The organism is Paenibacillus sp. Soil724D2 (assembly GCF_001427935.1).
Lineage (GTDB): Bacteria > Bacillota > Bacilli > Paenibacillales > NBRC-103111 > Paenibacillus_E.
Genome location: NZ_LMRY01000030.1, coordinates 45,077 through 71,844, shown reverse-complemented (window position 1 = coordinate 71,844; position 26,768 = coordinate 45,077). Strand labels below are relative to the sequence as shown.

Below are 26,768 nucleotides of genomic sequence, written 5' to 3'. Positions count from 1 at the left end.
TGTCTGCTGTTTTTAATTAGAAGATCGGCTCCAATTGTTGTTAGTAGGATTTAACGTTATTATTAAAGCTGTAAGTTAATGAATGGCGGACTTTTACGATTCGGTGAAATAGGGGATGTTTGAGGGATGACGCGATGGCAAAGATTTTACTACTTGGGTATGGTTTTAGCCCTGATATTAGCTGTAACAGGGGAATTAATTTGGCTGCCAGATCCCTTGCGATTAGGGACAAGGCTTTATTGGATCGATGCGATTGATCTACTGATCTATGTTCTTGCCTTCATTCCTATTATTTGGATGGCTGGCGCATTCTGGCATATGTTCTCGCAGGGAAATGCTTGGGTTCGCGTTCGAAGTATCGCGGTTATCGCAGCATCCCTGGCGAGTGTAATTATTCTGTTAACGATTCCGAAAAAGATTGAAATTTCGGTGAGTACTTTTCTTATAACTTGGTTATTAGTATTTATAGATTTATTTTTCCATGAACGGATGCGTCGTAAGATGCCTGTTCAGAGTATAACTTTGTTTGGTTCCACTTTGTTACTATTGCTTGTGATGTTCTGGCCGACGAATTCCATGGTCACTTACCCAGGATTGACCTTAAATATGAATCGTTACGCACAGGCAAATGAGGGAAATGTTCATGGAGAAATTTCGGGTGTGCTCGTGTTTGAGCGGCCAGCATTCCCGATCGATTGGCTATATGCGAAGCTATTTGCTAAGTATTCATTTGAACCGAAGAATCTAGGTATGTCTTTGGGAGAGTACAACCAAGAAGTACGTACGATGAAGGAGGATGCGAACGCCGCGGGCAGTGCAATTGCTTATCAAAAAGTAGGTAAGGGCAAAGGAATCACCTCGCACGGTGTTCGCATCACGGCTATTCTAAAAGATAGCCCTGTCTCTGGTATCTTGCAGCTGAGCGATGTAATCGAGGAAGTTAATGAATATAGCGTTACAACGGTTCAAGATCTGACAGCTCGCATGAAATTGACCAAGCCCGGGGATCAGGTGAAGGTGCTGGTGCTGCGCGGCGGACAGAAAGTTAGTCTTTCAGTTAAGACGCGAGCAAATCCAGACGACCCGAGCCGTGCTGCCTTCGGCATTCAAGTTGCGAATGAGATGCAGTATGATATTCCAGCGCCGGTGAAATATCATAACTATTTATTGCATGAGGGAGGACCCTCGCATGGGGCGGTGCTGGCACTAACATTGATTGATCAGCTTACACCTTGCGGTGTAACTTATGGCAATCGTGTTGCTGGCACTGGAACCATGGAGGCCGATGGTTCGATCGGTCCTGTAGGAGGCTTAGAACAGAAAGCCTATAGCGTCAGCAGAACGGATGCCGATGTATTCTTTGTTCCATCTCAAAATGAGTCAGAAGCAAGACGAGGAGCACCTGACCTACTTATTGTACCTGTGCATACGATTGACGATATGTTGAACTGGTTGCGTTCAAATCCTAAGCAGAACAATCAGCCAACTTGCTCTTAGCCAAAAAAGCGCAAGTTGTCTATTCGACAATTTGCGCTTTTTCACAGTCTACGTAGCAATGCTTATATTTTCTTAACAATATTTGTATAAACTATATAAATAATAGACTATTCATTGGAGGTCGTGCACAATGGACCGGTTATTTGAAATAGAGAAGAAAATAGAAGCTAAAAGAGATGAGCTTAATCATGCGGGAAACATGTACGAGCTGCCGTCCGAATTCATATTGCGATTATCTGGCGAGTTGGACGAATTATTAAATGCTTATCAAATTCTGATAGCTTGTTAGTCCCTGGATGCTTCATAAAGCTTTCTTGCAATGAGTTTAGGCTCGAATTGTGCGGTTGACATATGATCACCATGTGCTTGAATAAATCGATATAAACCCAATCGGCTTGACATATGCGGATGCCAGCCAAATTCTGGATTGCCTAGTGGTATGACAGTGTCTTCCATCAGATGGACATAGCTTTTGGGTACTTGCAGGCTGTAAAATTTCTTCAAGTCAAGCTTTTCGAAAAAGGGCCCGGCTGGCTCAGGTGTGACTTTTTTATAGAGTTGTTGAGCTTGCGCAAAATTTGCTAGATTGGCAAAAGATTCTCTAAATAAAGGAAACGGAAGCATCACTGTATTGTCCTTAGAGCTTTCTATGAGCTGTTTAAACATCGCTTGCATAGAGGTAGGAAACTCATCGGCAAGCATTCCTCCATCTTTAAGTACAAATGCGTTCAAAAATACGAGTCTTTTCAGACGATCAGGAATAAACTCTGCTACTTTTTGGACTAAACTGCCGCCGAAGCTATGTCCAACCAAAATAATGTTTTTTAAATTGTGAGAAGTTACGTAATCAGCGATGGATTTTGTCATCATCGCATGTGTTGCAGCTTTGTTAGGGTCAGCGCCATGTCCTGGGTACTCAGGAACATAGACGGTATGGCCTTTTTTGCGTAATTCTGCAGCAATCCCAGACCAAAAGCTTGCATCTGCCCAAGAGCCGTGAATCAGAACAAAAGTGAGAGGCTGATCTCTTTCACGGAAATCATGTTCTAAATCCTGAGCCCAAGGAGCCTGAGTGTTGTAAGGCCAAACGGAAGGGGGAAATGGGGGGTGGATAGGATGCTGAAACGTCCAAGATTGGAGTGGCTGCGGCAAGTTTTCATAATTGTAGGTCATCATGGTCTTCCTCTCGAAGTTTATGCCTTAGTGTATGCCCAGAACGCCCAGATGCCACAACAAAACAAAATGACGTCCGAGCTGGACGTCAACGTTTAGAAAATGCGTCCACCAAAACTGTCGCCTTTGCGCGCAGAGGGCAGATGAATCGTTTTTACATGCTCACTATGCAGAATCGATTTCCCGGTTGCTGTATGAAGCTCAAGAAAAGGATGATCCGCTTTGTGCAGGACGCCAATTTTACTTGGATTTTCTCCAAGATCCAGGACAACAAACTGGCTTTCCAGTTTTTTTAACTGCTGATCAAACGTTCGTGAAAACGTAACTTGGGAGGGTTGAACGAGAAAATGCTCCATTTTCATTGAGTACGGTGTCGTATTAGGATGGTAAGGGATCACATATTTGACGTGTTTCATCGAAATGAACATCGTATGAAACACAGGGGAGTGGAAGGCAAAATAATCATTCATGATATGGGTCAAGTAACCATGTATGCTTTGATTGCCAGTAATATATATTTCAACGAACATCCCTTTAGCGCTCATCAACATCTTTCGATAAGAGATTGACGTGGACTGAAGATCAAAAGGATATTCCGTAGGTGGGTCTATGGAAGAGCTTGCATAGGTATCGAGCTTTAAATATTGTAAATGAATAATTGGAATATAGTAAAAATGAAATTCATTATATATCACGATAAGATCACTGCCTACCTCAAGAAGCACTCCCTTTAAGGGTTGCTGCATCCCCGAAAAAGAAAGCTCCACTTGTTTATCAATTAACATAGTCATAGTTTCCATTGTTCGCACCTCCTTTCAATCTAGTAGAAATGCTTTATCCTTATTGAATTCGTGCATAAATAACCCCAAATGGCGCGCTGAATGCCGTAGCAATCAGCGCGCCTGCGACGAGATTGGGGTTATAGGATATGGGTATCATTTCGCAAGTTCTACTAAATTTAATTAGTGCGGTATTTTTTTAACATAAGTTTAATCGCAACGATTTGTGCAGCAGTTGCTTTGTTGCTTTTATTGTTGTTTTTATTGGAAGAGTTATTGGATTTGTTGCCATTGCTTTTATTTTTGTTAAAGACATTAATACTTTTAATATGGAAGATTGGAATACGGACAATTTCATTGTTTACAACAAGCAGCAAGACGTTATCCCCGGAATATACGAGAAGACCTTCAACTTTCTCAGGGCCACCGCGGTTGATTTGAACATTTGTGTATCTCAATTGACCCAAGAGACCTTCAAATGTATACGCATTTTCAAAACGTTGAGGAGTTCTGTTACTTCTGTTACTTTTGTTGCTTTTGTTACCTCTGCTAGCATTGCTGTTCATACTACTAATGCTTTTGATATGTTGCAATTGGATGTAGACAATAGTGCCATCTTTGATTTGGATTGCTAAATAATCATGATGGACGGATACTAATCTACCTACGATAGAATCAGGACCTCCGCGATTGATTTTAACCTCAGTGCCAATTAATGAACCTAAATAGTTTAAACTCATTTTGTCATTTCCCCTCTCAGGAATGTGGTTTAGTTTGGATATAAGCAGCGTTTACTAGTTTGCGTTCACCTCCTGTACCAATGTCATTGCTGCTCATTTGTAATATAAGTATATGTATCCGTTAGAGATGAGGTACTAGATTAGAATCTATTTTTGCAATAATTCCACCAAGTTATTGAAACTACTAATAATTAATTTTTCCATATCAACCAATATCTCTATCCAATTCAAATCTCCTATCATAGACTGCACTATAAACTATAAGGAGGTTTTAAAAGATGGAGGTTATTGTATCTAACAAAGGTAATAGCGACAAAACAAGAGGCAACAAAAGTGACAAAACGAGAGGCAATAAAAGTGACAAAACGAGAGGCACCAAAAATGAGCAAACAAGAGGCACCAAAACTGAAAAAACAGATGTCCAAAAAAATGACAAAACAAGAGGTACTAATACTGAAAAAACAAATGCTCAAAAGAATGACAAAACAAGAGGCACTAAAACCGAGAAAACAAATGCCCAAAAGAATGACAAAACAAGAGGCACCAATACCGAAAAAACAAATGCCCAAAAGAATGACAGAACAAGAGGCAACAAATCTGGTGGAAACAAAACAAGAGGTAACAAATCGGGTGGAAACAAATCAAGAGGCAACAAATCTGGTGGAAACAAAACAAGAGGCAATAAATCTGGTGGAAACAAATCAAAAGGCAACAAGTCTCGTGGAAACAAAACAAGAGGTAACAAGAGCCGTGGCAATCGTTCATAATCACGAATAAATTAATCTAGAATGAAAGTCTATCTACTATAGATAGGCTTTTTATTATGTATAAAGGCGGTGTGCCATGATACCGACTCGACATATCGTAATCCAGGAACAGCAGCTTAGAAAGTTGAATGAAGATGTTTGGAGTAAGCAATTCGTAAACGGTGTACTTATTAGTAAAGGGAAACGTGTTTCTATTAAGGTCCGTTATCGGGGTGGGCACACCCGAGAATATGAGAAGAAGTCGTATGAAATTGTATGCGAGGGTAAAACTTACCATCTAAATGCGGAGTATGACGATCCTTCGATGATACGGAATGCGCTATCATTTCGATTTTTCCAACGTATTGGTGTGCCTAGTCCACAGACAAAGCATTTTGAATTAGTGCTAAACGGACAGAGTCAGGGGGTTTATTTAGAAATAGAAGCAGTTGATAAAAACTTCTTCAAGCAAAGGAGGATAAGTGCGCAATCCCTTTTTTACGCCGTGGATGATGATGCCAACTTTGAACTGTTTCACCCAGAAACAAAAAGGAATAAGAAGACGATGTTTGAAGGATACGAGCAAATCATGGGCTTAAGCAACGAAAGAAAAGAACTGAGCGCATTCATTTCCAAGATCAATAAACTGTCTGGGAAGCCGTTAGCTCAATATTTGCAATCCCATTTGGATATTGATAATTATTTACGATGGTTAGCAGGAGCCGTTTTCACCGGAAACTTTGATGGGTTTGATCAAAATTATGCGATTTATCGTCATAAGCGAACCAAATTATATCGCATCATACCCTGGGATTACGAAGGCACGTGGGGGAGAAATTGCTACGGTAAAGTATGCGGCAGTGATTTAGTACGAGTTAAGGGCTATAATGGTCTAACCGAAAAATTGATGAGTTTCAAGAGTGTTAGGATACGTTATAAACAAATTCTTACTTCCATTCTTCGTACATCGTTTACAAGGAAACAGATATCCCCGATGATTGGGCATTTACACGGTACGATAGCCCCTTATATGCTGAATGATTATAATCGTAAGTGGCCTTATTCGGAATTCAGAGGTGAGCCTGAATTAATTATGAACTACATGAAGGAAAGGCGGGAAATTATTAAAAAAGAAATGAAAAAGCTTTAGCCAACCAAATGCCCCATAGCATTTGGTTTTTTTGTTGTTCCATTCCTTCTTTTACTAGACATGAGTGGAATATTTGAAAGAGGGGGTAACCGTTTATAGCAAGATGAGTACAGGTCCCGTATACATACAGTACCAGTATCTACTAATGATAGATGGTGGTAGATGGTAGAAAGGAGGGGATGACAATGGTTGTCATGCTTATCATTATATTTGCAGGGATTCTACTTTTCTTTTTACTTAAACCGCCTTTACAGCCCGATATAGAAGTCGTTTATGAAAATGTATCTTCCGTAGATTTGAGTATACCAGAAGTTGCCTATATCAAGAGAATAGACGTATGACACAGTGGACTCAGAATTACAGTAAGATGACTTTTTCTAAAAAGCGGGGTGAAAATTTATGATTGGTTCCGCAACAATAACCCTTACGATAGCTGCATTTGTGATGACGGTTATCTTAATTCTTTGGCGTCCTAAGGATATGAATGAAGCGATCCCCGCAACGGGAGGTGCTATCCTTGTTCTTCTAAGCGGAAGCGTTTCTTTCGCTGATTTACTTCAAATTACAGATACCATTAGTGACGCAGCTATCACGATTATGGCTACTATCGTCATGGCGATTGTACTAGAAAGCTTTGGTTTCTTCCAATGGGCGGCTGAAGGATTAATGGCTAGAGCCAAAGGATCAGGGATTCGTCTATTCTGGTACGTTAATCTACTTTGTTTTTTAATGACACTATTCTTCAACAATGATGGCAGCATAATGATAACAACACCCATATTACTCATTGTTCTTGAGAATCTAGGGTTAAAAAATCATCAGAAAATACCCTATTTACTCTCAGGTGCCCTAATTGCTACAGCTTCTAGCGCTCCTATTGGAGTTAGTAATATTGTTAATCTTATTGCGCTCAAAATGGTTGGAATGGATTTATATATGCACACATTAATGATGTTTATCCCCTCTACGCTGGGGTTAATCGTTTTCTTGCTGCTATTATTCCTTTGTTTCTATCGTATTCTTCCAAAGAAATTACCATTAAACGGGATAGGACCAAGAAAACATCCCTTAAACAACGTTAAGCTTCCAAAAACGCTGCCAGCCATCAAAGATCGAACAAAATTCATGAGAAATATATTATTGTTCGTATTCATGGTTCGGATAAGTTTATTTATTGCCTCCTATTACGGTATACCAGTAAGTATCGTAGCTGTGCTAGGTTCAACTGTTCTACTTGCATGGCGCTGGCTTTATCTCAAAATATCTCCTGTCGATATGGTAAAAAAGACACCCTGGCATATTCTCGTATTTGCCTTTGGAATGTACGTTATCATATTTGGATTAAATAATATTGGACTAACACATATACTTGTTACTGCCTTTAAACCATTGGTTTCTGGCGATTTATTAAACGGGAGTTTACTGATGGGAGCACTCGTCACACTCCTTTCTACATTGGTAAATAATCATCCTGCATTAATGATTGGTACCCTAACGTTAACCGGTATGGAATTAGATCCACTAACATTAAAAGTAACCTACTTAGCCAGTGTAGTTGGTAGTGATCTCGGGGCTCTGCTTCTACCAATCGGGACGCTAGCTTCGCTAATTTGGCTCCATATCCTTAAGCAGCATAAAGTGAAAATGAGCTGGAAGGATTACTGTAAGGTCACGTTTATAACAATACCCCCTGCTTTAATATTTACATTGATATGTCTCGCCTTTTGGGTTTACTGGATTTATTAAAAAAATAGACTAGATAAGGAGGTTATCAACCATGATGTTTTTCAACACGTATATTGGAAAGATGGTACAGATTGAGTTGATTGGGGATGGGGATAAAATTGGATACCTAATCGATGTAGGATCAGATATTATTGTCATTTACATGGAAAAAAAGTACTTATATTTACCTATCGCTCATATTCGAAATATCACATTAAATCTAGACAAATCGATCTCGGATTCTCCACCTGATCTCACTATGCAAACTGGAGAAATCACCTACCGCCAAATCTTAAGCAGTGCGATTGATCGATTCGTAGAAATTTATATCTCCAATAATCAGACAATCCACGGTTATGTGAGACATATTTCCCAAGACTACTTGGTGTTTCATTCGCCCCTTTATCAGATCATGTACATTCCTTTGTTTCATCTAAAATGGATTAGTCCATATCAAAACAATCAGACTCCTTATTCACAAGTTTATACGCAATCGACACCTAGTTTAACCGATCCATCTTTTGCATTACTCCCAAATACATTTGAACAATTGTTGAAAGATTTGGTGGGAGAAATCGTCTGTTTTGACTTAGGCTTACATGTGAACAAGATTGGCTTGCTGCAGAAGCTGGATCTCCCATTTGCTGAACTGATCACGGCTGATGAGAAAAAGCTGCATTACAACATTCAACATATCAAGAATTGTATTCCCTTTAATAAGTGAAATCACTTTTCTAAAACGGGTAGAAAGGTAGTTAACCAGAAAGTAGGTAACTGTCTTTCTATTTTTGATTAGGAGGTACTTTATGGTAAGATGGGAGTTGTTTTTTCATAAAATGGAGTAAAGTAGGTTCAAGAAGATGACACATACAGATCAGAAGATTTATCGTTTCAGCGAGGCACCCATATGGGAGTTACAGCGAACTTATTATGAAGAGCAGGGTATTGGTGCATGGCAGAGTGAAGATGTTCCACAATACATAACTAGTAACCCAAGTATTGCGGTAGCGTATGCCGAGATCATATTTGGGTTTCTTCAAGATAGAGCGAAGCTTGGTTACACGTTGGAACCTGTGACGATTTTGGAGCTTGGAGCGGGTTCGGGCAGATTAGCCTATCATATCGTAAAAGAACTATGTGAATTAAGGGATTATTCAGGGATAACACTTCCACCATTTCGATATGTAATGAGTGATCTAGCATCCAAGAATATCGCCTTTTGGCAGAAGCACCGAAGCTTACTTCCCTATGTAGAACAAGGGGTTCTAGACTTTGCACAATTTGATGCTGTGCAGGGTACCGAACTTCATTTGATGCAATCTGGCGATCGAATTAGAGTGGGTGACTTGCAGCAGCCTCTGCTGGTTATTGCGAATTACTTTTTTGACAGTATTCCACAAGAACTGATCTATGTAGACGAAAACAAAATTTATGAGTGCATGGTTTCTTTGCACTTCCCGGAAGGTGATACCGAACGCAGTGCTGCAGATATGCTGAAGAACGTCATTCCTGAGTATCATTATCGAAGAGCCGATGAATATGAACAGGAATCGTACCCTTATCGCGAGGTTGTAGAATTGTATTCTCAGAAGCTGGAGGATTCCCATATCCTCTTTCCGGCTGTTGGCCTGCAATGTTTGGAACGACTTTGTTTGCTCTCGCAAGAGGGGTTTATCCTGCTCACTGCAGATAAAGGTGACCACCGAATTGAAAACTGGGAATACAACGAACCTCCCAAGTTGATTCATCATGGAAGCTTTTCCCTGACAGCCAATTATCATGCCATTGGGTATGTTTTTGAGCAAAAGGGTGCCATGAGCTTATTTACATCTCATCCTTATAATCATTTGAACATAGGGTGTATGCTTATGGTGCCAAATCCACTCAGTTATGGTCATACACGCTTAGCCTATCGACGGTTTGTCGAGCGTTTTGGTCCAGATGATTTTTTTAGTATCAAGGAATGGTTTGATTCGCATTTGGATCTCATGGAAGTTAACCAACTCTTAGCTTTTTGGCGGTTGGGCGGGTATGATGCTCAATTGTTCCTCCAAAGCGCGAAGCGCATCTCGAATCTAATTCCCGCGTGTGAGGAAGAAGAATTATCGGACATTCGACAAGGGATACTTCTGATGTGGGAAGGGTATTATCCGATGGAATTAAACCGTGATTTAGCTTTGGACTGCGCGATGTTATTATATCAAATGGAAATGTTCGAGGATGCATTGTTATTCTTCGAACGGACCAACAATGAGTATAGGAATGACGCTTCTGTACTTTATGAGATGGCCATTTGCTATTACGAGGTAGGAGAAGATGCTGCTGCTAGGGAAATGGCGCGCATTACCTTAGAATTAGCACCAGAACACGAAGGTGCTCTAGCGCTTATGACACTATTACCATAATTCGCAAAGAATATACAATAAGAGTGGTGAGATTCGTGGAAGAGCAACAGCAGAGAGCCAAAGAATTATTCGATTCGTATCGAGGGCATTTTTTTCAAATGCATCGTGATGGTGTTTTCGAAGAATATAAGACATACGAAATAGAAGGTCAGATCGAAATAGACTGGTACAACGAATGGATTGATAACTACACGAATCAACTATCGATAAGAGATTGGGATGCGATCACAAGCTTAGAGTCACTAGCAAAATATTATCAGGATTCTCGAATTCTTGACAATGTGATTGCTTTTGCTTCGCGCCATATTATGGGAGCTGATAGTATCGTTAAACTTATGTATGCCGAAAAACTGTTGGATTTAATTAAATCCTTAAAGAAGGTAGTTTCTAGAGAAATAAGGCATACGGCTTATCAACTTACCTATAAGATTCTAGAAGATATAATATCAAAACCATTGATTATTGACCCAGGACATGAGCTGACTCAATATAACTTAAAAGACAAGAAATCGCTCAACAGCAGGGCTAAAAAAAGTATGGACGAGATTAGAAATGTTCGGGATTGACTTATATGTTATGTGCGATTAGGCAGAACCTTCGGTTCTGCTTTTTATGTTTGTTACATAATGGCAATTGTACAAGTAAACTGGTAAAAATTCCATAGTATGAATCGTATATTCATAATCCGTATAAAGGAGAGGATAAATATGGCTTGTGGCGCGCAAGCTTTGGGGGTTTGCTCTGAGGCAGAAGGAAATAGTACCGTTGCGAGTGGAGATTATTCTCACGCGGAAGGCTTGGGTACGTTGGCGAGTTCTCTTGCTTCTCATGCGGAGGGATATGTAACCCAAGCGTCGGGTCCTGCTTCTCACTCAGAAGGCAGTGGTGCCCGTGCAATTGGACTTCATTCACATGCTGAAGGACAGCTAACTAGAGCCGATGGCATTAATGCCCATGCAGAAGGAGAGTTGACGCAAGCAACGGGTCTCGATTCTCATGCCGAAGGCTTAGAAACGATCGCATCTGGCCAAAGCGCCCATGCGGAAGGCGAGAGTAACACAGCTAGCGGCAGAGCCTCTCATGCCGAAGGTAACTTAAACGTAGCAAGCGGGCTTTTCGCTCATGCGGAGGGGCAGCGGACATCGGCTTTGGGAGATTTATCGCACGCCGAAGGGAATCAAACCATAGCTAGCGGTCAAAACTCCCATGCGGAAGGTACATTGACAACCGCGAGTGGCTTCACTTCCCATACCGAGGGTGTTAACACATTGGCGAATAGTTTTTTTCTCATGCAGAAGGACAAGGAACTTCAACGAACAATTTGGAAGGTGTGCACATCATGGGGCAATTTGGTGCCGCGAATGAGCTGACCTATTCTTGGTACTTAGCCAACGGGACAAGCAGCGAGGCACCTGGATTAGCTGCAAAAATATTAAGCAATGGCAATGTTAAAATAGACGGGACGGTAAGTAGTCCAGCAGCAGATTACGCGGAGATGTTCGAGACCACAGACGGTAACCCCATTGAACCTGGCTTTTTCGTCGCTTTGGAAGAGGACAAAGTTCGCATAGCTGATCCCACGGATCGCTATATAATAGGGATTACAAGTGCGAAGCCAGCTTTTCTCTCGAACAGCGGGGAGATGCGCTTGAATCAGAAGTATCTGACGGATGAGTGGGGAAGAACCCTATACCATGAAGTGAGCGTGCCGGCATTGACAGATGCTCAAGGGGAAATCGTCATACCAGAACGAAATGATCGACAACCGATGTTAAATCCGGAATGGGACCCTGCACAAGTCTATATCCCTAGGGCAGAGAGACCCGAATGGGTAGCCGTAGGGATGCTCGGTAAACTACTGGTACGGGATGATGGTTCCTGCCAAGCGGGCGGACTTTGCGGACCAAACGAGAGTGGAGTGGCTACAGCATCTGATCATGGTTTTTATGTGTTAAAAAGAACCCGCCCTAATCAGATTCTAGTACTCATGGGGAAATCGTATTAAGACACGTGATAGATGTAAAGAGAGTCAATACGTCTTCCTCCAAAGATTGAACCACCCCACGCTGCAGATCACACACATGGCGGTGATAGCCATTAAATCGAACCATTCTTCTTGCAGCAAATGCAGGATGTTTGGTTCTTTTTTTAACTGAAGGACAGCTAACTGAGCTAATAAGCCAGCGATGGCAACTTCAATCCAAGGCATTCTTGCAATGAATTCTTCCATTTTGGAGGAAAATATAAAGATGAGACATAAAGCCGGCAATACACCTATTACAATGGATAATAGGTTATCTGATAGCCTTGCTGTCAGCAAGATACTATCAATACTCATGATCAAATCTAAGGTTACAACACTGCTGAAGATGAGCAGATAGGTTAAGTGTCTTCTCATCATTTTCTTAGGCATTACCATCCGAATGGCGAAGAAGAACATTATGAGGGCTGTTGCAACATTGATGTATGGCACATCTGACATCGATTGCACACAGGCAATGTATAGAATTCGAAACAAGCAGAGGAGCATAAAAAGATAAAATTTCATTTTACTGCTGAGATTATATTTATGAAGGGTAAGTTGGATCATAATCGCGTTATCGATATTCGTGAATAAATTATACATGAAAATAATGAACCAATCCTGCATATATGGTTGTCCTCTCATGTAAATAACTCATGCCTGTCCGTTGAAGTTAAGATCATTATATGTGTCTACTACCTAAATAAACCCAATACTTCCAAAGAAGATGAAATGGCAAAGAACCCTCCTTTAGATAAGGAAAGGTTCTTATTTTAGTAATTGCGTTCTAATAGCTTAGATTCTGCGGCCTGTGATGTAATGGCTTGTCCAATAAGAGCTATTGAAGTCGCCGACGACAACACCTTTGTTTGGTAAATTGTTAATGAATTGACCATTACCTATGTAGATGCCCACATGGTTAATTTGACCTGGTGTACTTACACTGAAAAATACTAAATCACCCGGTTGGAGCTGATTGCGTGGAATGTAAGTGCCCAATTTGGCTTGTGCCTTAGATCCCCAAGGAATTTGAATGCCATTTAGTTGAAATACATATTGCGTGAAGGAAGAACAATCTAAACGCAAACGCTGTTGATCCCTCGAACCAAATACATAATGGACCCGGCCTTTAAATGAGGAAGCTGAGCTGATAATTTTATTAGCTAAACTGCCGCCAGTAGCGGGTTTAGAAGGAGCCGGAGAAGGAGAAGGCGCAGGCTTATTTTCATGTACGGTTACATAAGCGCGTGAAACATAGCCCTGTTTACCATTGTAATCGACTAAAACCCAGTAGTCATTGGCAGCTTCAACAGGCAGTACAGTGCCTTGTTTAATAAATCCCCAAACGGGTGCACTCGTACTCTGATCGGCCCGGAAGTTAACACCCTTATTCACGGTTGCAGTTGCTACTGGGGCAGCAAAAGCACTAGTTGAAAAGCCACTAAACATGGAGAGCACTAAGCCTAAAGATAATATTGTACTTTTTCCAAGGTAGTTCTTATTCTTTTTTTGCATGAATTAACTTCCTCCTTATGGTGTATAAGCTGAGGTGAATCTGGGACCTACAATCACTTTATCACAGTTGAAAACACCTAAAATTTACCAATTAGAGGCGAAAACCATAACCTTCCTAGCATAATTCGCATTATTAGAATTTCGTTAGAATTTGATGAGCAATAATTCCTTGACAGGTAAATTTATCACTTCTTTACATTGAAAGCACTTTCGGCCCAATTGATTAATATGAGAGGTAATTTGATGAATAACCCCACATTTCAAGGACAAGATACCATTGGAGGTGAGCCAATGGTAAATCAACCAACTTTAGCAGCGCACGAGTCCCTGGAATTGCATGAAGCCCTTAATTTCAAAACACTTTGCGTGTTAAAATCCAAGATGATGCAAGGCTTGGTTTTCGACCAAGAATTAAAAGCATTGATGCAGAAAGACGTGGAGCAATCCATGCAAGCCATAGCTGATCTGCAGAAAGTTTATGCGAAAGCGCCATTCCAAGCCCCTATCCCCAATCGTCCGACACCCATTATAAATTGAAGGTGATAATAGATGAATGAAGACTATGATTATTTAGATCCGAGTAATGCTCTCAATATGCCAGAGATGGCTGACATGACATTCGCTATGGACTTTCTCATCCGAGTTAAAGAAGGGGTCAGGAATACGGCGATTGCCTTAACGGAAACGGCGTCGGAAGGAGCAAGAGCGATCCTTCGCAACCAGCTTCATCAAGGCATTGCTCTGCATCAAGAAGTATCCGATCTTATGATGAGGAAGAAATGGTTCCATCCTTATGAACTCAATGAACAATATAAATTAGATCAACTAGGTGCTATCAATGCCGTTCAAATGGCTCAAATGAAGCTGTTCCCAGATGATACCTCGCGTAAAGGCATGTTTGATCGGACACCAGATCAATAACATTATTGGAGGAAATTAAGCATGAAAGCTGTTACGTACCAGGGCCTCAAGAATGTCGTTGTGAAAGAAGTTCCCGATCCGAAGATTGAAAAAACCGACGATATGATCGTCCGAATGACGACTACGGCAATCTGTGGTTCCGACTTGCATTTGATTCACGGAATGATACCCAACTTACAGGAAGACTCTGTAATCGGACACGAACCTATGGGCATCGTGGAAGAAGTCGGTTCTGGCGTTACGAAGTTAAAGAAAGGCGATCGTGTCATTATTCCTTTCAATATTAGCTGCGGGGAATGTTTTTTCTGTAAAAATCAACTCGAAAGCCAGTGCGATAACTCGAACGAGAATGGGGATATGGGTGCTTACTTCGGATATTCCGGCACAACAGGCGGGTATCCGGGTGGACAGGCTGAATATTTGCGGGTACCATTTGCGAACTTCACTCACTTCAAAATCCCAGAAAGCTGCGAGCATCCGGATGAGACACTTTGCTTGATTGCGGATGCGATGACAACAGCTTACTGGAGTGTTGATAATGCTGGTGTAAAGGAAGGTGATACGGTTATCGTTCTCGGATGCGGACCTGTTGGGCTACTGACGCAAAAATGTAGTTGGTTCAAAGGAGCAAAGCGAGTTATTGCCGTTGATTATCTCGATTACCGTTTAGAGCATGCGAAACGTACGAACAAGGTCGAAATCGTTAACTTTGAGCACGGTGAACATATCGGGAATTACTTGAAGGAAATTACGAAAGGTGGAGCAGATGTCGTCATCGATTGCACGGGAATGAGCGGGAAAATGACTCCGTTGGAATCGATAGCATCTGGACTTAAGCTGCACGGCGGTGCGATGGGCGGTATTGTCATTGCTTCTCAGGCTGTACGTAAGGGTGGAACGATCCAGATTACGGGAGCGTATGGCGGACGGTACAATGCTTTTCCACTTGGCGACCTTTTCCAGAGAAATGTTAATATCCGTACTGGACAAGCACCCGTCATTCACTATATGCCGTTTATGTATGAGTTGATTGATACGGGCAAGGTTGATCCGAGCGATGTTATTACACACATCCTACCGCTTAGCGAAGCCAAACATGGGTATGAAATATTTGATACCAAACAGGAAAATTGTATTAAAGTTGTTCTTAAACCGTAATTGTGAATCTAGTTATTTGGAGGTGCATGTTAGAAGATGCCATATGCTCTACACGAAACCCTTGAGGTCCATGAAATAGCAGCTTTCAAAACAGTCTGTTTAACCAAGGCGAAGACGATGAAGCTCTTAGTAACGGACCCGACTTTGAAAGAAATTTTACTGCAAGACGTTGAGTTATCGACGCGGCAGCTGCAGGAGCTTGGGGCAATTCTAACCAAAGCGACCGTATAGGAGGTGAAAGCATGAACACCATTCTTGAACATTTGACAGGAATGCATACGATGACCGATCAAGTGATTGCGATGGACTTTCTAATTACTGCGAAGAGCGGGGTCCGAAATTACGCGATGGCTGTAACGGAGGCGGGCACTCCAGAGATCAAGGCGACACTCTCCAAGCAATTAGATGAAGCGATTGATACGCATGAGAAAATAGTGAAGTATATGATGGAACAAGGCTGGTATCATCCGTGGAACATCAAGGAGCAGATTCAATTCGACTTGAAGAACATTGAGACGGCTTTGAATGCTCCGACGTTGTAAAGATACGAATTTAATTCCCAGTAATATCAAATATTCGATTAAACCGGTAGCCTGAGGCTGCTGGTTATTTGTTTTGGTTAATCATCTGCAACATAATTTGACTGCTCAACGTTATGTAAGTAACTCAGAAAACGGGTTATACAAATACATACCCAAAGGAGAACAGAGCTGATGAAAAAAATAGCCGCGTTAACGTTAACAACCTTATTGTGCAGTAGTTTGACATTCGGTTCAGCATTTGCTTTTTCTGATTTAGAGGAAGGACAAGCAGAATCCATTCTGGCCTTAAAAGACCGCGGCGTCGTAAGCGGGATCGATCAGGAGCATTTTGTTCCGAAAGGAAAAATTAGCTATGCGCAAAGTGTGCAAATGATTGTAAAAGGCTTGGACCTGAACTTAGATTTAATGCGTTTCAAAAAACAGCCGGTAGCAACGGACATGTATGCGAACATCTCGAATGATGCCTGGTATGCGGACGCTTTTGTCATAGCCCATTATCACGGGTTGGAGATTCCTAAGGATGTGAACCCGAATGCGACGATTACTCGCGAACAATTCGGGGACTTATTAGTTCGTGCCTTAGAAAAGAAAGGCAATTTCCCGCTGATCAAAATGTTCATCACGATCAAGGATGAGGATCAAATCACGATTGATTATCAAGGCACTTTACAGAGACTGCTGCTTTATAAAATTACTAACCTTGATAAGGACGGTAAGTTTAGTCCAAAAAGTGAGCTAACGCGTGGAGAAGCGGCTAGTTGGCTCTATAACGCTATTCGCGTGATGGAAGCTAATACTCAAAAACCTGCTCCTACAGAAGAAGTAGCGGTAAAGGTTGAGAAAGTAAATGATGATGTTAACAAGGTAACGCTGTCCAGAGGTGATAAACCTAACCCTGGCTACGGTATTGAAGTTAATGCGATCCAGTTTAACGAAGATGGTCAGGCTGTCATTATGTATACACTGCTCGAGCCGAAACCTGACATGATGTATGCTCAGGTGATTACAGAAGCCAAAACTGTCACGTATATTTCGTCCAAGTATAAGGTAATAGCTGAACCAGCTGCTTCGAAATAAATGTCTAGCTTTTAAATAAGTGCTGCGAACCTTTGAAGTAAAGGTGGCAGCATTTTTTTTGTGATTTAAGGTGTCAAACATATTGACAACATGTGAAGTGATGAACTATTCTGTAAGAAAGCGTTTGCCCCAAACATCAGGATAACGTTTGGCTAATGATTGGATATAGGTTTAGATAGAAGGAGCTGTATGAATTGCCTACTCTCAAAGATATTGCAGATTTAGTCGGAGTCTCCATTTCAACAGCCTCACGTGTAGTGAGAAATGATACCAGCAGGCACATCAACCCGGAGACAAAGGCGAAGGTGTGGGAGGCTGTGCGTCAATTGAATTACACACCTAATGAATCGGCGCGACACCTTGTAAACAAACAAAAGGTAGAGAAAAAGCTGACGAAGCAAATTGGCTGCATCATTCAAACGGCTCGTTTGAACGACGATCACCCTTATTACTCTCCGATCATTACTGCGTTTACCAAGAAAATTTTGGAATCCGGCTATTCTCTGGGGTTCATGCATACCTCAGATGAGCTTAAAGATGAAGCGCTTCTGCACCGTTGCATACATGACATACAAGTCGATGGCATTATTATCGTTGGTGAAGTAGGCCCCGAGATCGTTGACTATTTGCTAAAAGTGGAGGATCTAGCACTGATCGGCATTTGTACGAACGGTACGGAAATTACCATGGTTGATTACGACCGTATTCACGCCGCGAAGTCAGCTGTCGATCACCTCATTACACAAGGGCACCAATCGATTGGTTTTGTTGGCGGGCCAGGTCATACAAGTGAATTAAACAGTGAAGAGAGATTTCAGGGCTTTAAATTTGCCATGTATGACGCGGGTATTCCTTTAAATAAAGAATGGGTGATAGACACCCGGTGGGAAATCGACCGCAGTTATGAGAGTATCATGGAGCGTTTGAAGCGTACAGATCTGGAACGACCTACGGCGATATTTTCGGCGAGTGACCAATTAGCGATTCCAGCTATGCGAGCTGTCATTGAAAACCAATTACGCATTCCAGAGGATATTGCTTTCATCTCGATGGATAATATTGATTTTGCCCAATATACAACACCGCCGTTATCGTCTGTTCATGTACCAAAAGTCGAAATAGGCACAACTGCAGCTTCAACCTTGCTGGATATGCTGAATGGCGAGCAACCGCAGCTTTCCAAAGTGCTGCTTCCACATCGGCTTATTGTGAGACAATCTTCGGTATATACTAGAAACTAATTTTTTTTGGTCCCTTGGATAACGTTGTCCAGTGTTTGGCGCCAATTATATTGAACGAATTGAAGGGGGGTGAAATAGGTTTTCGGCGTATGTCATATTTGCATTTCGATCATAAAAAAATGAAAAAAAGGGTGATAGCGAAATGGTCAACAATACAAAAAAGGTTGTTCTCATCACAACGCTCATGTCGGCAATGGTTGTTGTAAGCGCTTGCGGTAATTCTGGTTCGTCTAGTTCAACATCCACAACAGCTCCCAAAACCGATGGTAAGGCTACGGCTACAGCATCTGCGGAAAAAGTAACCATTACTTATGGCGGCTGGAGTATGGACACGATGACCGATGTCATCAAAGCGTTCCAAGCGAGTCACCCGAATATTGAAGTAAAAGCGGAGAATACGCCGTACAAACAATATTTCACCAAATTAGAAACAGCCGCTCAAGGCGGGACAATGCCTGATGTACTTTGGATGAATGGTCCTAATTTTGTCAAATATGCAGGCAACGGCATGTTAAAGGATTTGACAGAGACGATCAAGACCGATCAGTTAGATCTCTCCAAATATCCAACCTCGCTGGTTTCACTTTATAGTCTGGGCGGCAAAAATTATGGGATTCCTAAAGACTTTGACACGATTGGCTTATGGTACAACAAAAAGCTGTTCGATGATAAAGGAATTCCTTATCCGGACGGCACATGGGATTGGAGCAAGCTGACCGAAGCGGCTAAGAAATTAACGGACCCTGCCAAAGGCGTCTACGGCTTCGCTGCCCCAATGATGAATCAGGAGGATTTCTACAATACGATTCTTCAGGCTGGCGGCTATGTCATTTCGGATGACCATAAGAAATCAGGCTTTGACCAACCGGAAGCGATTGAAGGTTTGAAATTTCTAACGGATCTGATTCAAGTTCATAAAGTATCTCCAACACTGGCTCAAATGACGGAAACTGCTCCTGCCGATATGTTCACCTCCGGCAAGCTCGCCATGTATTTTGACGGTTCTTGGGCAGCGTTTACCATTAATCAAAACGCTGATATGAAAAACAAGGCAGACGTAGCCGTGCTGCCAAAAGGGAAAAAGCAGGGTGTTGTCATTCACGGTCTGGGCCATGTCATATCCGCGAACTCCAAGCATCCGAAAGAAGCATGGGAATTCGTTAAGTTCCTTGGCTCCAAGGAAGCGGCTGAAATTGCTGCGAAGCAAGGTGGAGCAATTCCTGCTTACAAGGGCAGCGAGACTTCCTGGTTAGCTACTTTCCCGCAATACAAAGCGAAAGCTTTCATTGATATGGCAGAGTATGCAACCCCGTACCCTGTATCCAAAAATACTTCGGTTTGGAATACTTACGAAACAGAAATTTTGAAAAATGCATGGACGGGAGATAAACCGGTAGCTGATGCGGCCAAAGAGCTCGGAGCTAAGATGAACCAAGCATTAGCAGCAGAAAAATAAGGTTCAGGAGATCCGTTTCCGAAACCAACGTTCGAAACGGATCTCCTTTCCCAATTCCACTCATAGGAGAGTGAGTAAACATGCGATTCAGCTCGAAGCGTTTATCCGATTGGAAGTGGGCATATATCATGATTATGCCACTAATGCTTGGCTTGCTGGTGTTTTATATTTGGCCTGTGTTCCAAACCTTTTATTTTTCCTTTACGGAGTGGGGGGCCTTCGGCAAATACACTTGGACTGGCTTGGCGAATTACAAGATGTTGTTTACGGATAAAGAGCTGCTTCATGCTATCCGGAATACAAGCATTTATATCGTCCTCGCTGTGCCGATCGGGATCATCCTGTCCATTCTGCTGGCTGTTCTGCTTAATCAGCAGGTCAAAGGGTTGTCCATTTACCGCACAATGTATTTTCTTCCGGTTGTAACCATGCCGGCCGCGATTGCTATGGTCTGGAAATGGCTGTACAACTCTGATTTCGGTTTGATCAATTACTTACTAGGTTTATTGTCAATTCCTGGTCCTCACTGGTTGACGGATAATCGCACGGCGTTATTATCGATTATTATTGTTGCTATATGGTGTTCCATTGGCAGCCACATGATTATATTTCTTTCAGGACTCCAAGGTATCTCATCTTCCTACTATGAAGCTGCATCCATAGACGGTGCGGGAGCTGTAACCAAATTTATGCGTATTACGATACCTCTTTTGACGCCAACCATTTTTTTCGTACTGGTTACTTCTTTGATTGGCGCTTTTCAGGTATTCGACTTCATATATATGATGGTAGGAGATATCGTCATGGAATCCACGCAGTCAATTGTCTTCTTATACTATAAATACGGTTTCTTGAAAAATAACAAGGGCTACGCGTCCTCGATCGCTGTCCTGCTGTTTACCATTATTATGATTATTACGTATATTCAAATGAAAATTCAGAAGAAATGGGTTCACTACGAATGAGGAGGGCGGCTGCATGAACACCAGAATCCATCAACGAAAATCAGTTCAGACCGGGTTCATACATCTTATTCTTATCCTAGGTGCTGTCATCATGGTCACTCCCTTCATCTGGATGTTTCTTACATCGGTGAAAACGTTAGGAGAGTCAACAGCGATACCTCCGGTACTATTTCCTAAAACGTTTCAATGGAGCAATTATACGAAGGTATTTTTGAACTTGCCATTTTTCACTTTTTACTGGAATACATTTATTACAACGGTGATAAAAGTAATCGGCCAATTAATCATTTGCTCGCTTGCTGCTTATGCTTTTGCCCGAATTAGCTTTCCGGGGCGTCATTTCTTTTTCATTCTGATGCTGTCCGTTCTTATGGTGCCGGGTCAAGTATTCCTCATCCCGCAGTATATGATTATGAAAGACTTTGGGTGGCTCAACTCGCTTACAGCACTCATCGTTCCAGGTTTATTCAGCGCTTTCGGCACGTTTCTGCTGCGCCAATTTTTCATGACGCTGCCGCACGAGCTGGAAGAAGCTGCTAAGCTTGATGGCTGCAATCAATTTCGCATTTATTGGCAGATCATGCTGCCTTTAGCCAAATCGGGGATGGTTGCTCTCGCTATTTTCACCATGCTATGGTCGTGGAACGATCTGATGTGGCCGCTCATTGTCAATAGCTCACCCGACAAAATGGTGCTGTCAGCAGGCATTGCGTTCCTCCAAGGGGAGCACAAAACGAATTATACGATTATTATGGCAGGCTCTATGATGGCTATTTTGCCTATGATTATTATCTTCTTTATTTTCCAACGCTCATTTATTCAAGGGATTGCCTTTACAGGCAGTAAGTCCTAACAGACAGTATAAGGAGAGAGACCAAACTATGCAAAAAGTTACAGCTATTCTGTTGGGAGCCGGCAGTCGCGGTGCCCATGCTTATGCGCCTTATGCGCTTAATTACCCTCACGAACTTGATATTATCGCGGTAGCGGAGCCGGATGAAGATAGAAGGGCAGCGTTTGTGGCTGCTCACCGAATTTCACAGGAGCATGCCTATGTGGATTGGGAAGAGCTCTTGGCACAGCCGAAGCTGGCGGATATCGTGATCATTTGTACGCAGGATCAAATGCATTACGAGCCGACACTGAAGGCGCTTGAGCTTGGTTATCACGTCCTTCTTGAGAAACCGATGTCTCCAAGTCCAGAGGAATGCGTAGAAATGGAGCGTATGGCTAAAAAGCATAATCGCTTGCTGACGATTTGTCATGTACTACGTTATACGGCGTTCTGGACGGCGATGAAACGTGTCATCGATGAAGGGAAGATTGGACAAATTGTCTCCATTCAACTCAATGAGAATGTCGGCAATATGCATATGGCGCATAGCTTTGTGCGCGGCAACTGGAATAACTCGGACACATCAAGTCCGATGATCTTGGCCAAATCGTGCCACGATATGGATATTTTATCGTATATCATGGGCGAGCCTTGCGAGCGTGTGAGCTCATTTGGATCACTTATGCATTTTAATGCGGAGAACGCACCTGAAGGTGCGCCTGCACGTTGTCTCGACGGCTGTCCGGCTGAAGCCAGCTGCCAATATTACGCGCCCAAATATTATTTGGGCTCTGGCCGGGGGTGGGCAGCTAAGTTCACAACGGATACTAGCTTAGAGGGCATACTTGAGTCGCTGCGCACAACACCATACGGCAAATGCGTGTACCGCAGCGATAACAATGTCGTTGACCATCAGGTAGTGAATATGGAGTTTGCCAGCGGGGCTACCGCGATGTTCAGCATGTGCGGGTTTACGCGGGATAATACGCGCATTGTGCAAGTCATGGGAACGAAGGGTGAAATTAGAGGAAACATGGAAGAGCATACATTCACTGTACATGATTTTGTGACGAATGAGCAGAATGCGATTCATGTTCATGCATCCGAAGAAGGGCACAGCGGCGGCGATGTGGGCATCGTGCGCAGTTTTCTTCGCGAGGTTCGTACGTATGCTGGGGGAGAAAGTGATTCATCCGCAGCTGCTTCTGTGCGAAGCCATTTGATGGCATTTGCCGCAGAGGAATCGCGTGTGAATGGCGGAAAGCCGATTGAAATCGAACAATTTTACAAAACATTAGTTAGGGTATAATGAGAAAAAAACGCAAGCGGCCACGGTATTCGGCTGCTTGCGTTCTTTAATAGATATAGGTGGTCCGTAGCTTAATCTTAATGTTAAGAAGGCGGATAGTAAATTAAGGTTTTATAGACGGCTTTAGCGTCAGATCTATTCGTATACGTATGTGGCCGATCTGCTGTGAAGTGAATGGCATCGCCAGCTTTGAGCGTATAGCTTTCCTGGGAGATGGTTAGATCCAGACTTCCTTCCACCATGAGAATGTATTCTTCAACGCCCTCATTATGAGGTTCGGAGGCATGGCTGCAGTCGCGATCCATTTCGACCGTATAAATTTCAAAGCTCTTTTGAGGGTGAAAAGGGAAGAGCGGGAATGCGCGATACTGCCCATCTTCCTCTTCAAATGGAGAAAGCCCGGCTGCGCGGACAACTGTAATCTTCGGTTCGGTATCTTCGATTAGACTTGTAAACGAAATTTGTAAGCCGCTAACAATTTTCCAAAGTACAGAAATCGTCGGATTCGAATCTCCTCGTTCAATTTGCCCCAACATCGCTTTGCTGACACCAGTCAGATCAGCGACTTGATCTAAGCTTAATCCTCTTGTTTTGCGAATGTTTAAAAGCTTTCGACCCACCATTTTATGTATCGGTTCGTTCATTTCAGGCCCTCCAATATTTATTTTCCGTTTTGTCAAAATGCCTATTTACAATATAACATACGTTTGTATAATATGGTATATATAGATGGTAAAACGCACGTTTGTGCATTATATTAAACTAAACTTGGGGGAACGATGATGGGCGCTACCATGATTGGATTGGTCAAAGAGCACAGAGGACCTGGTGCTATATTAAAAGAAGTTCCTATTCCGACTTGCGGAGCCGATGAGGTTCTTGTTCGTATTAAAGCAACATCGATTTGCGGAACAGATTTACATATTTATAAATGGGATGCTTGGGCAGACAAAACCGTGATAACGCCGAACGTCTTTGGTCATGAATTCGCAGGCATTGTTGTGGAAGTCGGGGAACGAGTCACGGGTATTGCAATCGGTGACTATGTTTCTGCAGAAGGCCACATGGTATGCGGTTCCTGTAAAGCATGTCGAACGGGTAATGCGCATGTTTGCCCGAATACCAGAAGTTTCGGGATTACGGCGCCTGGCTGCTTTGCCGAATTTGCCGTTGTGAAGGCAACCAACATTATTCATAATGCTCCTGACCTTCCTTATGAAATCGCTTGCTTGCAGGACCCGCTTGGCAACGCTGTGCAAACAGTTCTGTCCGGCGACATTGTAGGAAAGTCGGTTGCCATTATTGGTGTAGGCCCGATTGGCTTATTGGCCATTCAAGTAGCAAAAGCCTGCGGTGCAGGAGCAATTTATGCCGCGGATATTAACCCTAACCGTTTGGAGCTCGCCAAAAAAATGGGTGCGGATTTTACGATTAACGCGATGGAAACCCGAATATCCAAGGCACTCCGACAAATGACGGATGGAGAAGGCGTTGAGGTTGTTCTTGAAATGTCCGGCAATCCTCAGGCCATCGTAGACGGCTTCGAAGCTGCGGCTAACGCGGGCAGAGTGTCCTTGCTTGGTATTCCAACCAAAGAGGTGAGCCTGGACCTAACGAATCAAATCATTTTTAAAGGGCTGCGGGTTGAAGGGATTACGGGGCGAAAGATGTACCAAACCTGGTATCAAATGAAGGGATTACTGAACCAGAAGCGAATTGATCTGACATCGGTTATCACGCATAGATTTACATTAGATCAGTATGAGGAAGCCTTCAAGTTAATGGATCAAGGTCAATGCGGCAAAATTGTATTTACACATTAGGGCAAAACTCAAAAGCGGATGCTTACGAAGTAAGTTTTGCTCCGCAAAACTCTTAGGAGGTACGCATGAACAACTATTTGAATGATTTAGCAGCGGATATCGAAGGGTGGAAGCGAGAAGGAAGATACCGCTCCATTAAAGTATGGGAAAGCGGTTCCGACTCCTGGATGTACCTAAACGGTAAGAAAGTTCTTCAAATGTCTTCCAATAACTATTTGGGCTTGACCCATCATCCAAAGCTCAAGGAAGCTGCGATCGCAGCTATCGAGAAGTATGGAGTTGGCAGCGGTTCTGTGCGAACGATTACGGGAACACTCGATATTCACGATGAACTCGAAATCGAGCTAGCCAAGTTTAAAGGCACTGAGGCGGCCCTTGTGTTCCAGTCCGGTTTTACAACGAATCAAGGCGCATTGTCAGCTGTTCTTGGAGCCGATGACGTGGTGATAAGCGATGAGCTGAATCACGCGAGTATTATTGATGGCATCCGCTTGACGAAAGCGAGCCGCAAAATTTTCGCTCACAAGGACATGAATCAGCTTGAAGCCATTTTGAAGGAAACGCAAAAGCATCGTAAACGCGTCGTTGTAACAGATGGTGTATTCAGTATGGATGGCGATATCGCGCCGCTTCCCGACATTGTTCAACTAGCAGAAGCCTATGACGCTATTGTTTATGTGGATGATGCTCACGCGAGCGGGGTCCTTGGCACCAATGGTAAAGGTTCGACGGACCATTTCGGTCTTCATGGCAGAGTGCATATCCAAATAGGCACGTTATCCAAAGCAATCGGAGCCGTTGGTGGCTATGTTGCCGGTGCCCAGCTCTTGAAAGAGCATTTGATTCATACCGCAAGGCCGTTTCTGTTCAGTACATCGCAACCACCTGCGGTTGCAGCAACTTGTTTGGCCGCTATACAAGTACTTAAGGAAAGCTCTGATTTAGTAACAAAGCTCTGGGACAATGCGAATGGATTCCGAGCAGCTCTACAACGTTTAGGCTTTGATACCGGCGCAAGTGAGACACCCATCATACCGATTATTATAGGTGATCCCGCACAAACCATGCGTTTTTCGGATCGTTTGCTGGAAGAAGGCGTGTTCGCTCAAGGTATCATTTATCCGACGGTTGCTATGGATAAAGGTCGAGTACGGCTTATTGTAACGGCTCAACATTCAAAGGAAGACTTATCTTTTGCCTTAGATAGATTGCAGAAGGTTGGTCAGGAATTCGGACTGATCTAGTGTAAAGTATGAAGTGCTGCTAACTCTGACAAGGGTGGCAGCACTTTTTTTGTGCTTTTGGAACCATACCATTTGGTTATGTCCGACTCTTAATCTCTCACATAGGATATATCATCCTATTTTTATAGGAGGTGAGAGAAATGAAAGTGAACTATTATACGTTAACTTTGGGCTTATTAGGTGCAGCCAAATTGATATTGAACGCTTACGGATTAGATATTATTCAAGACGATGAGATGAATGCGATTGCTAATGGCGTAGCAGCGGTCTTATCTATAATCGGGGTTTACACCAACCATCAAAAACCTGTCTAAAACCGTATGCTCGGGAGATAACTTGGATGGTAATTTGGGCTTATTCCAAATGGAATAAGCTTTTTTACCACATAAGAAAGTATAAGTTTTCGGATCACGAAAACCGCTTTCTTATTGGCGATAAAACCTA

Annotated in this window: 31 protein-coding genes; 25 read left to right on the top strand and 6 right to left on the bottom strand. The window is 42.7% G+C overall.

Annotation, left to right across the window (positions count from 1 at the left end; all coding sequences use genetic code 11):
• Positions 1-126: 126 nt before the first annotated feature.
• Together ASG85_RS23400 and ASG85_RS37170 are read left to right on the top strand one after the other, a co-directional pair.
• The gene (locus tag ASG85_RS23400) at positions 127-1,497 is read left to right on the top strand and encodes a PDZ domain-containing protein (protein ID WP_060647886.1); all 1,371 of its coding nucleotides are present in this window, start codon (positions 127-129) and stop codon (positions 1,495-1,497) included.
• 130 nt (positions 1,498-1,627) lie between these two features.
• Entirely contained in the window at positions 1,628-1,786 is a 159-nt protein-coding gene (locus ASG85_RS37170; protein WP_082562285.1) for an aspartyl-phosphate phosphatase Spo0E family protein, read from the top strand.
• On the opposite strand, the gene ASG85_RS23395 is transcribed toward ASG85_RS37170, so the two are convergent.
• The 3 genes from ASG85_RS23395 to ASG85_RS23385 all read right to left on the bottom strand — a co-directional run bounded on the left by ASG85_RS23395 (position 1,783) and on the right by ASG85_RS23385 (position 4,189).
• Complete coding sequence (locus tag ASG85_RS23395; RefSeq protein WP_235550206.1) at positions 1,783-2,673, bottom strand: alpha/beta fold hydrolase; 891 nt, start codon at positions 2,671-2,673, stop codon at positions 1,783-1,785. The genes ASG85_RS37170 and ASG85_RS23395 overlap by 4 nt on opposite strands.
• Positions 2,674-2,765: 92 nt before the next feature.
• Complete coding sequence (locus ASG85_RS23390) at positions 2,766-3,470, bottom strand: hypothetical protein (RefSeq protein ID WP_060647885.1); 705 nt, start codon at positions 3,468-3,470, stop codon at positions 2,766-2,768.
• A gap of 158 nt (positions 3,471-3,628) precedes the next feature.
• Positions 3,629-4,189, bottom strand: a complete 561-nt coding sequence (locus ASG85_RS23385; RefSeq protein WP_060647884.1) for a DUF2642 domain-containing protein — start codon at positions 4,187-4,189, stop codon at positions 3,629-3,631.
• Between the two features lie 278 nt (positions 4,190-4,467).
• Between ASG85_RS23385 and ASG85_RS23380 the strand changes: the two genes are divergently transcribed.
• The 9 genes from ASG85_RS23380 to ASG85_RS39345 all read left to right on the top strand — a co-directional run bounded on the left by ASG85_RS23380 (position 4,468) and on the right by ASG85_RS39345 (position 12,220).
• Entirely contained in the window at positions 4,468-4,956 is a 489-nt protein-coding gene (locus ASG85_RS23380; protein ID WP_156396757.1) for a hypothetical protein, read from the top strand.
• Between the two features lie 76 nt (positions 4,957-5,032).
• A complete protein-coding gene (locus ASG85_RS23375; RefSeq protein ID WP_060647882.1) occupies positions 5,033-6,085 on the top strand; it encodes a CotH kinase family protein in 1,053 nt (350 codons plus the stop codon).
• 185 nt (positions 6,086-6,270) lie between these two features.
• Positions 6,271-6,426, top strand: coding sequence for a hypothetical protein (locus tag ASG85_RS38105; RefSeq protein WP_156390092.1), 156 nt, complete (start codon positions 6,271-6,273; stop codon positions 6,424-6,426).
• Between the two features lie 58 nt (positions 6,427-6,484).
• A complete protein-coding gene (locus ASG85_RS23370; RefSeq protein ID WP_060647881.1) occupies positions 6,485-7,831 on the top strand; it encodes an arsenic transporter in 1,347 nt (448 codons plus the stop codon).
• Positions 7,832-7,862: 31 nt separating this feature from the next.
• Positions 7,863-8,534, top strand: a complete 672-nt coding sequence (locus ASG85_RS23365) for a hypothetical protein (RefSeq protein ID WP_060647880.1) — start codon at positions 7,863-7,865, stop codon at positions 8,532-8,534.
• Between the two features lie 136 nt (positions 8,535-8,670).
• A complete protein-coding gene (locus ASG85_RS23360) occupies positions 8,671-10,215 on the top strand; it encodes an SAM-dependent methyltransferase (protein WP_057304622.1) in 1,545 nt (514 codons plus the stop codon).
• A gap of 35 nt (positions 10,216-10,250) precedes the next feature.
• Positions 10,251-10,781, top strand: coding sequence for a hypothetical protein (locus ASG85_RS23355; protein WP_057304621.1), 531 nt, complete (start codon positions 10,251-10,253; stop codon positions 10,779-10,781).
• Positions 10,782-10,922: 141 nt separating this feature from the next.
• Positions 10,923-11,585 (top strand): hypothetical protein, encoded by a 663-nt coding sequence (locus ASG85_RS39350; RefSeq protein WP_060647879.1) that lies wholly within the window; start codon positions 10,923-10,925, stop codon positions 11,583-11,585.
• A complete protein-coding gene (locus ASG85_RS39345) occupies positions 11,555-12,220 on the top strand; it encodes a peptidase G2 autoproteolytic cleavage domain-containing protein (RefSeq protein WP_060647878.1) in 666 nt (221 codons plus the stop codon). The genes ASG85_RS39350 and ASG85_RS39345 overlap by 31 nt, the downstream gene beginning before the upstream one ends.
• Before the next feature lie 24 nt (positions 12,221-12,244).
• On the opposite strand, the gene ASG85_RS23340 is transcribed toward ASG85_RS39345, so the two are convergent.
• Entirely contained in the window at positions 12,245-12,883 is a 639-nt protein-coding gene (locus tag ASG85_RS23340) for a TerC family protein (protein ID WP_082562125.1), read from the bottom strand.
• A gap of 150 nt (positions 12,884-13,033) precedes the next feature.
• Positions 13,034-13,753 (bottom strand): C40 family peptidase, encoded by a 720-nt coding sequence (locus ASG85_RS37165; RefSeq protein ID WP_082588198.1) that lies wholly within the window; start codon positions 13,751-13,753, stop codon positions 13,034-13,036.
• A gap of 291 nt (positions 13,754-14,044) precedes the next feature.
• Here ASG85_RS37165 and ASG85_RS23330 point away from each other — a divergent pair, with 291 nt between their 5' ends.
• The 11 genes from ASG85_RS23330 (at position 14,045) to ASG85_RS23280 (ending at position 23,257) form a co-directional block, all read left to right on the top strand.
• The gene (locus ASG85_RS23330; protein ID WP_060647898.1) at positions 14,045-14,290 is read left to right on the top strand and encodes a hypothetical protein; all 246 of its coding nucleotides are present in this window, start codon (positions 14,045-14,047) and stop codon (positions 14,288-14,290) included.
• Between the two features lie 12 nt (positions 14,291-14,302).
• On the top strand, positions 14,303-14,674 hold the full coding sequence (locus ASG85_RS23325; protein ID WP_057302845.1) for a spore coat protein: 372 nt from the start codon (positions 14,303-14,305) through the stop codon (positions 14,672-14,674).
• Between the two features lie 21 nt (positions 14,675-14,695).
• A complete protein-coding gene (locus tag ASG85_RS23320; protein ID WP_060647877.1) occupies positions 14,696-15,832 on the top strand; it encodes a zinc-dependent alcohol dehydrogenase in 1,137 nt (378 codons plus the stop codon).
• Positions 15,833-15,868: 36 nt separating this feature from the next.
• Positions 15,869-16,063, top strand: coding sequence for a hypothetical protein (locus ASG85_RS23315; protein ID WP_060647876.1), 195 nt, complete (start codon positions 15,869-15,871; stop codon positions 16,061-16,063).
• Between the two features lie 11 nt (positions 16,064-16,074).
• Complete coding sequence (locus tag ASG85_RS23310; protein ID WP_057302847.1) at positions 16,075-16,374, top strand: spore coat protein; 300 nt, start codon at positions 16,075-16,077, stop codon at positions 16,372-16,374.
• 171 nt (positions 16,375-16,545) lie between these two features.
• A complete protein-coding gene (locus tag ASG85_RS23305) occupies positions 16,546-17,451 on the top strand; it encodes an S-layer homology domain-containing protein (protein WP_060647875.1) in 906 nt (301 codons plus the stop codon).
• 194 nt (positions 17,452-17,645) lie between these two features.
• A complete protein-coding gene (locus ASG85_RS23300) occupies positions 17,646-18,692 on the top strand; it encodes a LacI family DNA-binding transcriptional regulator (RefSeq protein WP_057302849.1) in 1,047 nt (348 codons plus the stop codon).
• Between the two features lie 142 nt (positions 18,693-18,834).
• The gene (locus ASG85_RS23295; RefSeq protein WP_060647874.1) at positions 18,835-20,148 is read left to right on the top strand and encodes an ABC transporter substrate-binding protein; all 1,314 of its coding nucleotides are present in this window, start codon (positions 18,835-18,837) and stop codon (positions 20,146-20,148) included.
• A gap of 80 nt (positions 20,149-20,228) precedes the next feature.
• A complete protein-coding gene (locus tag ASG85_RS23290; RefSeq protein WP_057302851.1) occupies positions 20,229-21,113 on the top strand; it encodes a carbohydrate ABC transporter permease in 885 nt (294 codons plus the stop codon).
• A 13-nt stretch (positions 21,114-21,126) separates the two neighbouring features.
• Entirely contained in the window at positions 21,127-21,966 is an 840-nt protein-coding gene (locus ASG85_RS23285; protein WP_060647873.1) for a carbohydrate ABC transporter permease, read from the top strand.
• A 28-nt stretch (positions 21,967-21,994) separates the two neighbouring features.
• Positions 21,995-23,257, top strand: coding sequence for a Gfo/Idh/MocA family protein (locus ASG85_RS23280; RefSeq protein WP_060647872.1), 1,263 nt, complete (start codon positions 21,995-21,997; stop codon positions 23,255-23,257).
• 83 nt (positions 23,258-23,340) lie between these two features.
• Here the strand turns inward: ASG85_RS23280 and ASG85_RS23275 are convergent, their stop codons facing one another.
• On the bottom strand, positions 23,341-23,901 hold the full coding sequence (locus ASG85_RS23275) for a helix-turn-helix domain-containing protein (RefSeq protein WP_057302854.1): 561 nt from the start codon (positions 23,899-23,901) through the stop codon (positions 23,341-23,343).
• Between the two features lie 138 nt (positions 23,902-24,039).
• Here ASG85_RS23275 and tdh point away from each other — a divergent pair, with 138 nt between their 5' ends.
• The 3 genes from tdh (at position 24,040) to ASG85_RS38765 (ending at position 26,638) form a co-directional block, all read left to right on the top strand.
• Entirely contained in the window at positions 24,040-25,080 is a 1,041-nt protein-coding gene (gene tdh, locus ASG85_RS23270) for an L-threonine 3-dehydrogenase (RefSeq protein ID WP_057302855.1), read from the top strand.
• A gap of 65 nt (positions 25,081-25,145) precedes the next feature.
• The gene (locus ASG85_RS23265) at positions 25,146-26,324 is read left to right on the top strand and encodes a glycine C-acetyltransferase (protein ID WP_057302856.1); all 1,179 of its coding nucleotides are present in this window, start codon (positions 25,146-25,148) and stop codon (positions 26,322-26,324) included.
• A gap of 140 nt (positions 26,325-26,464) precedes the next feature.
• Positions 26,465-26,638 (top strand): hypothetical protein, encoded by a 174-nt coding sequence (locus ASG85_RS38765; RefSeq protein WP_164484181.1) that lies wholly within the window; start codon positions 26,465-26,467, stop codon positions 26,636-26,638.
• Positions 26,639-26,768 lie beyond the last annotated feature (130 nt).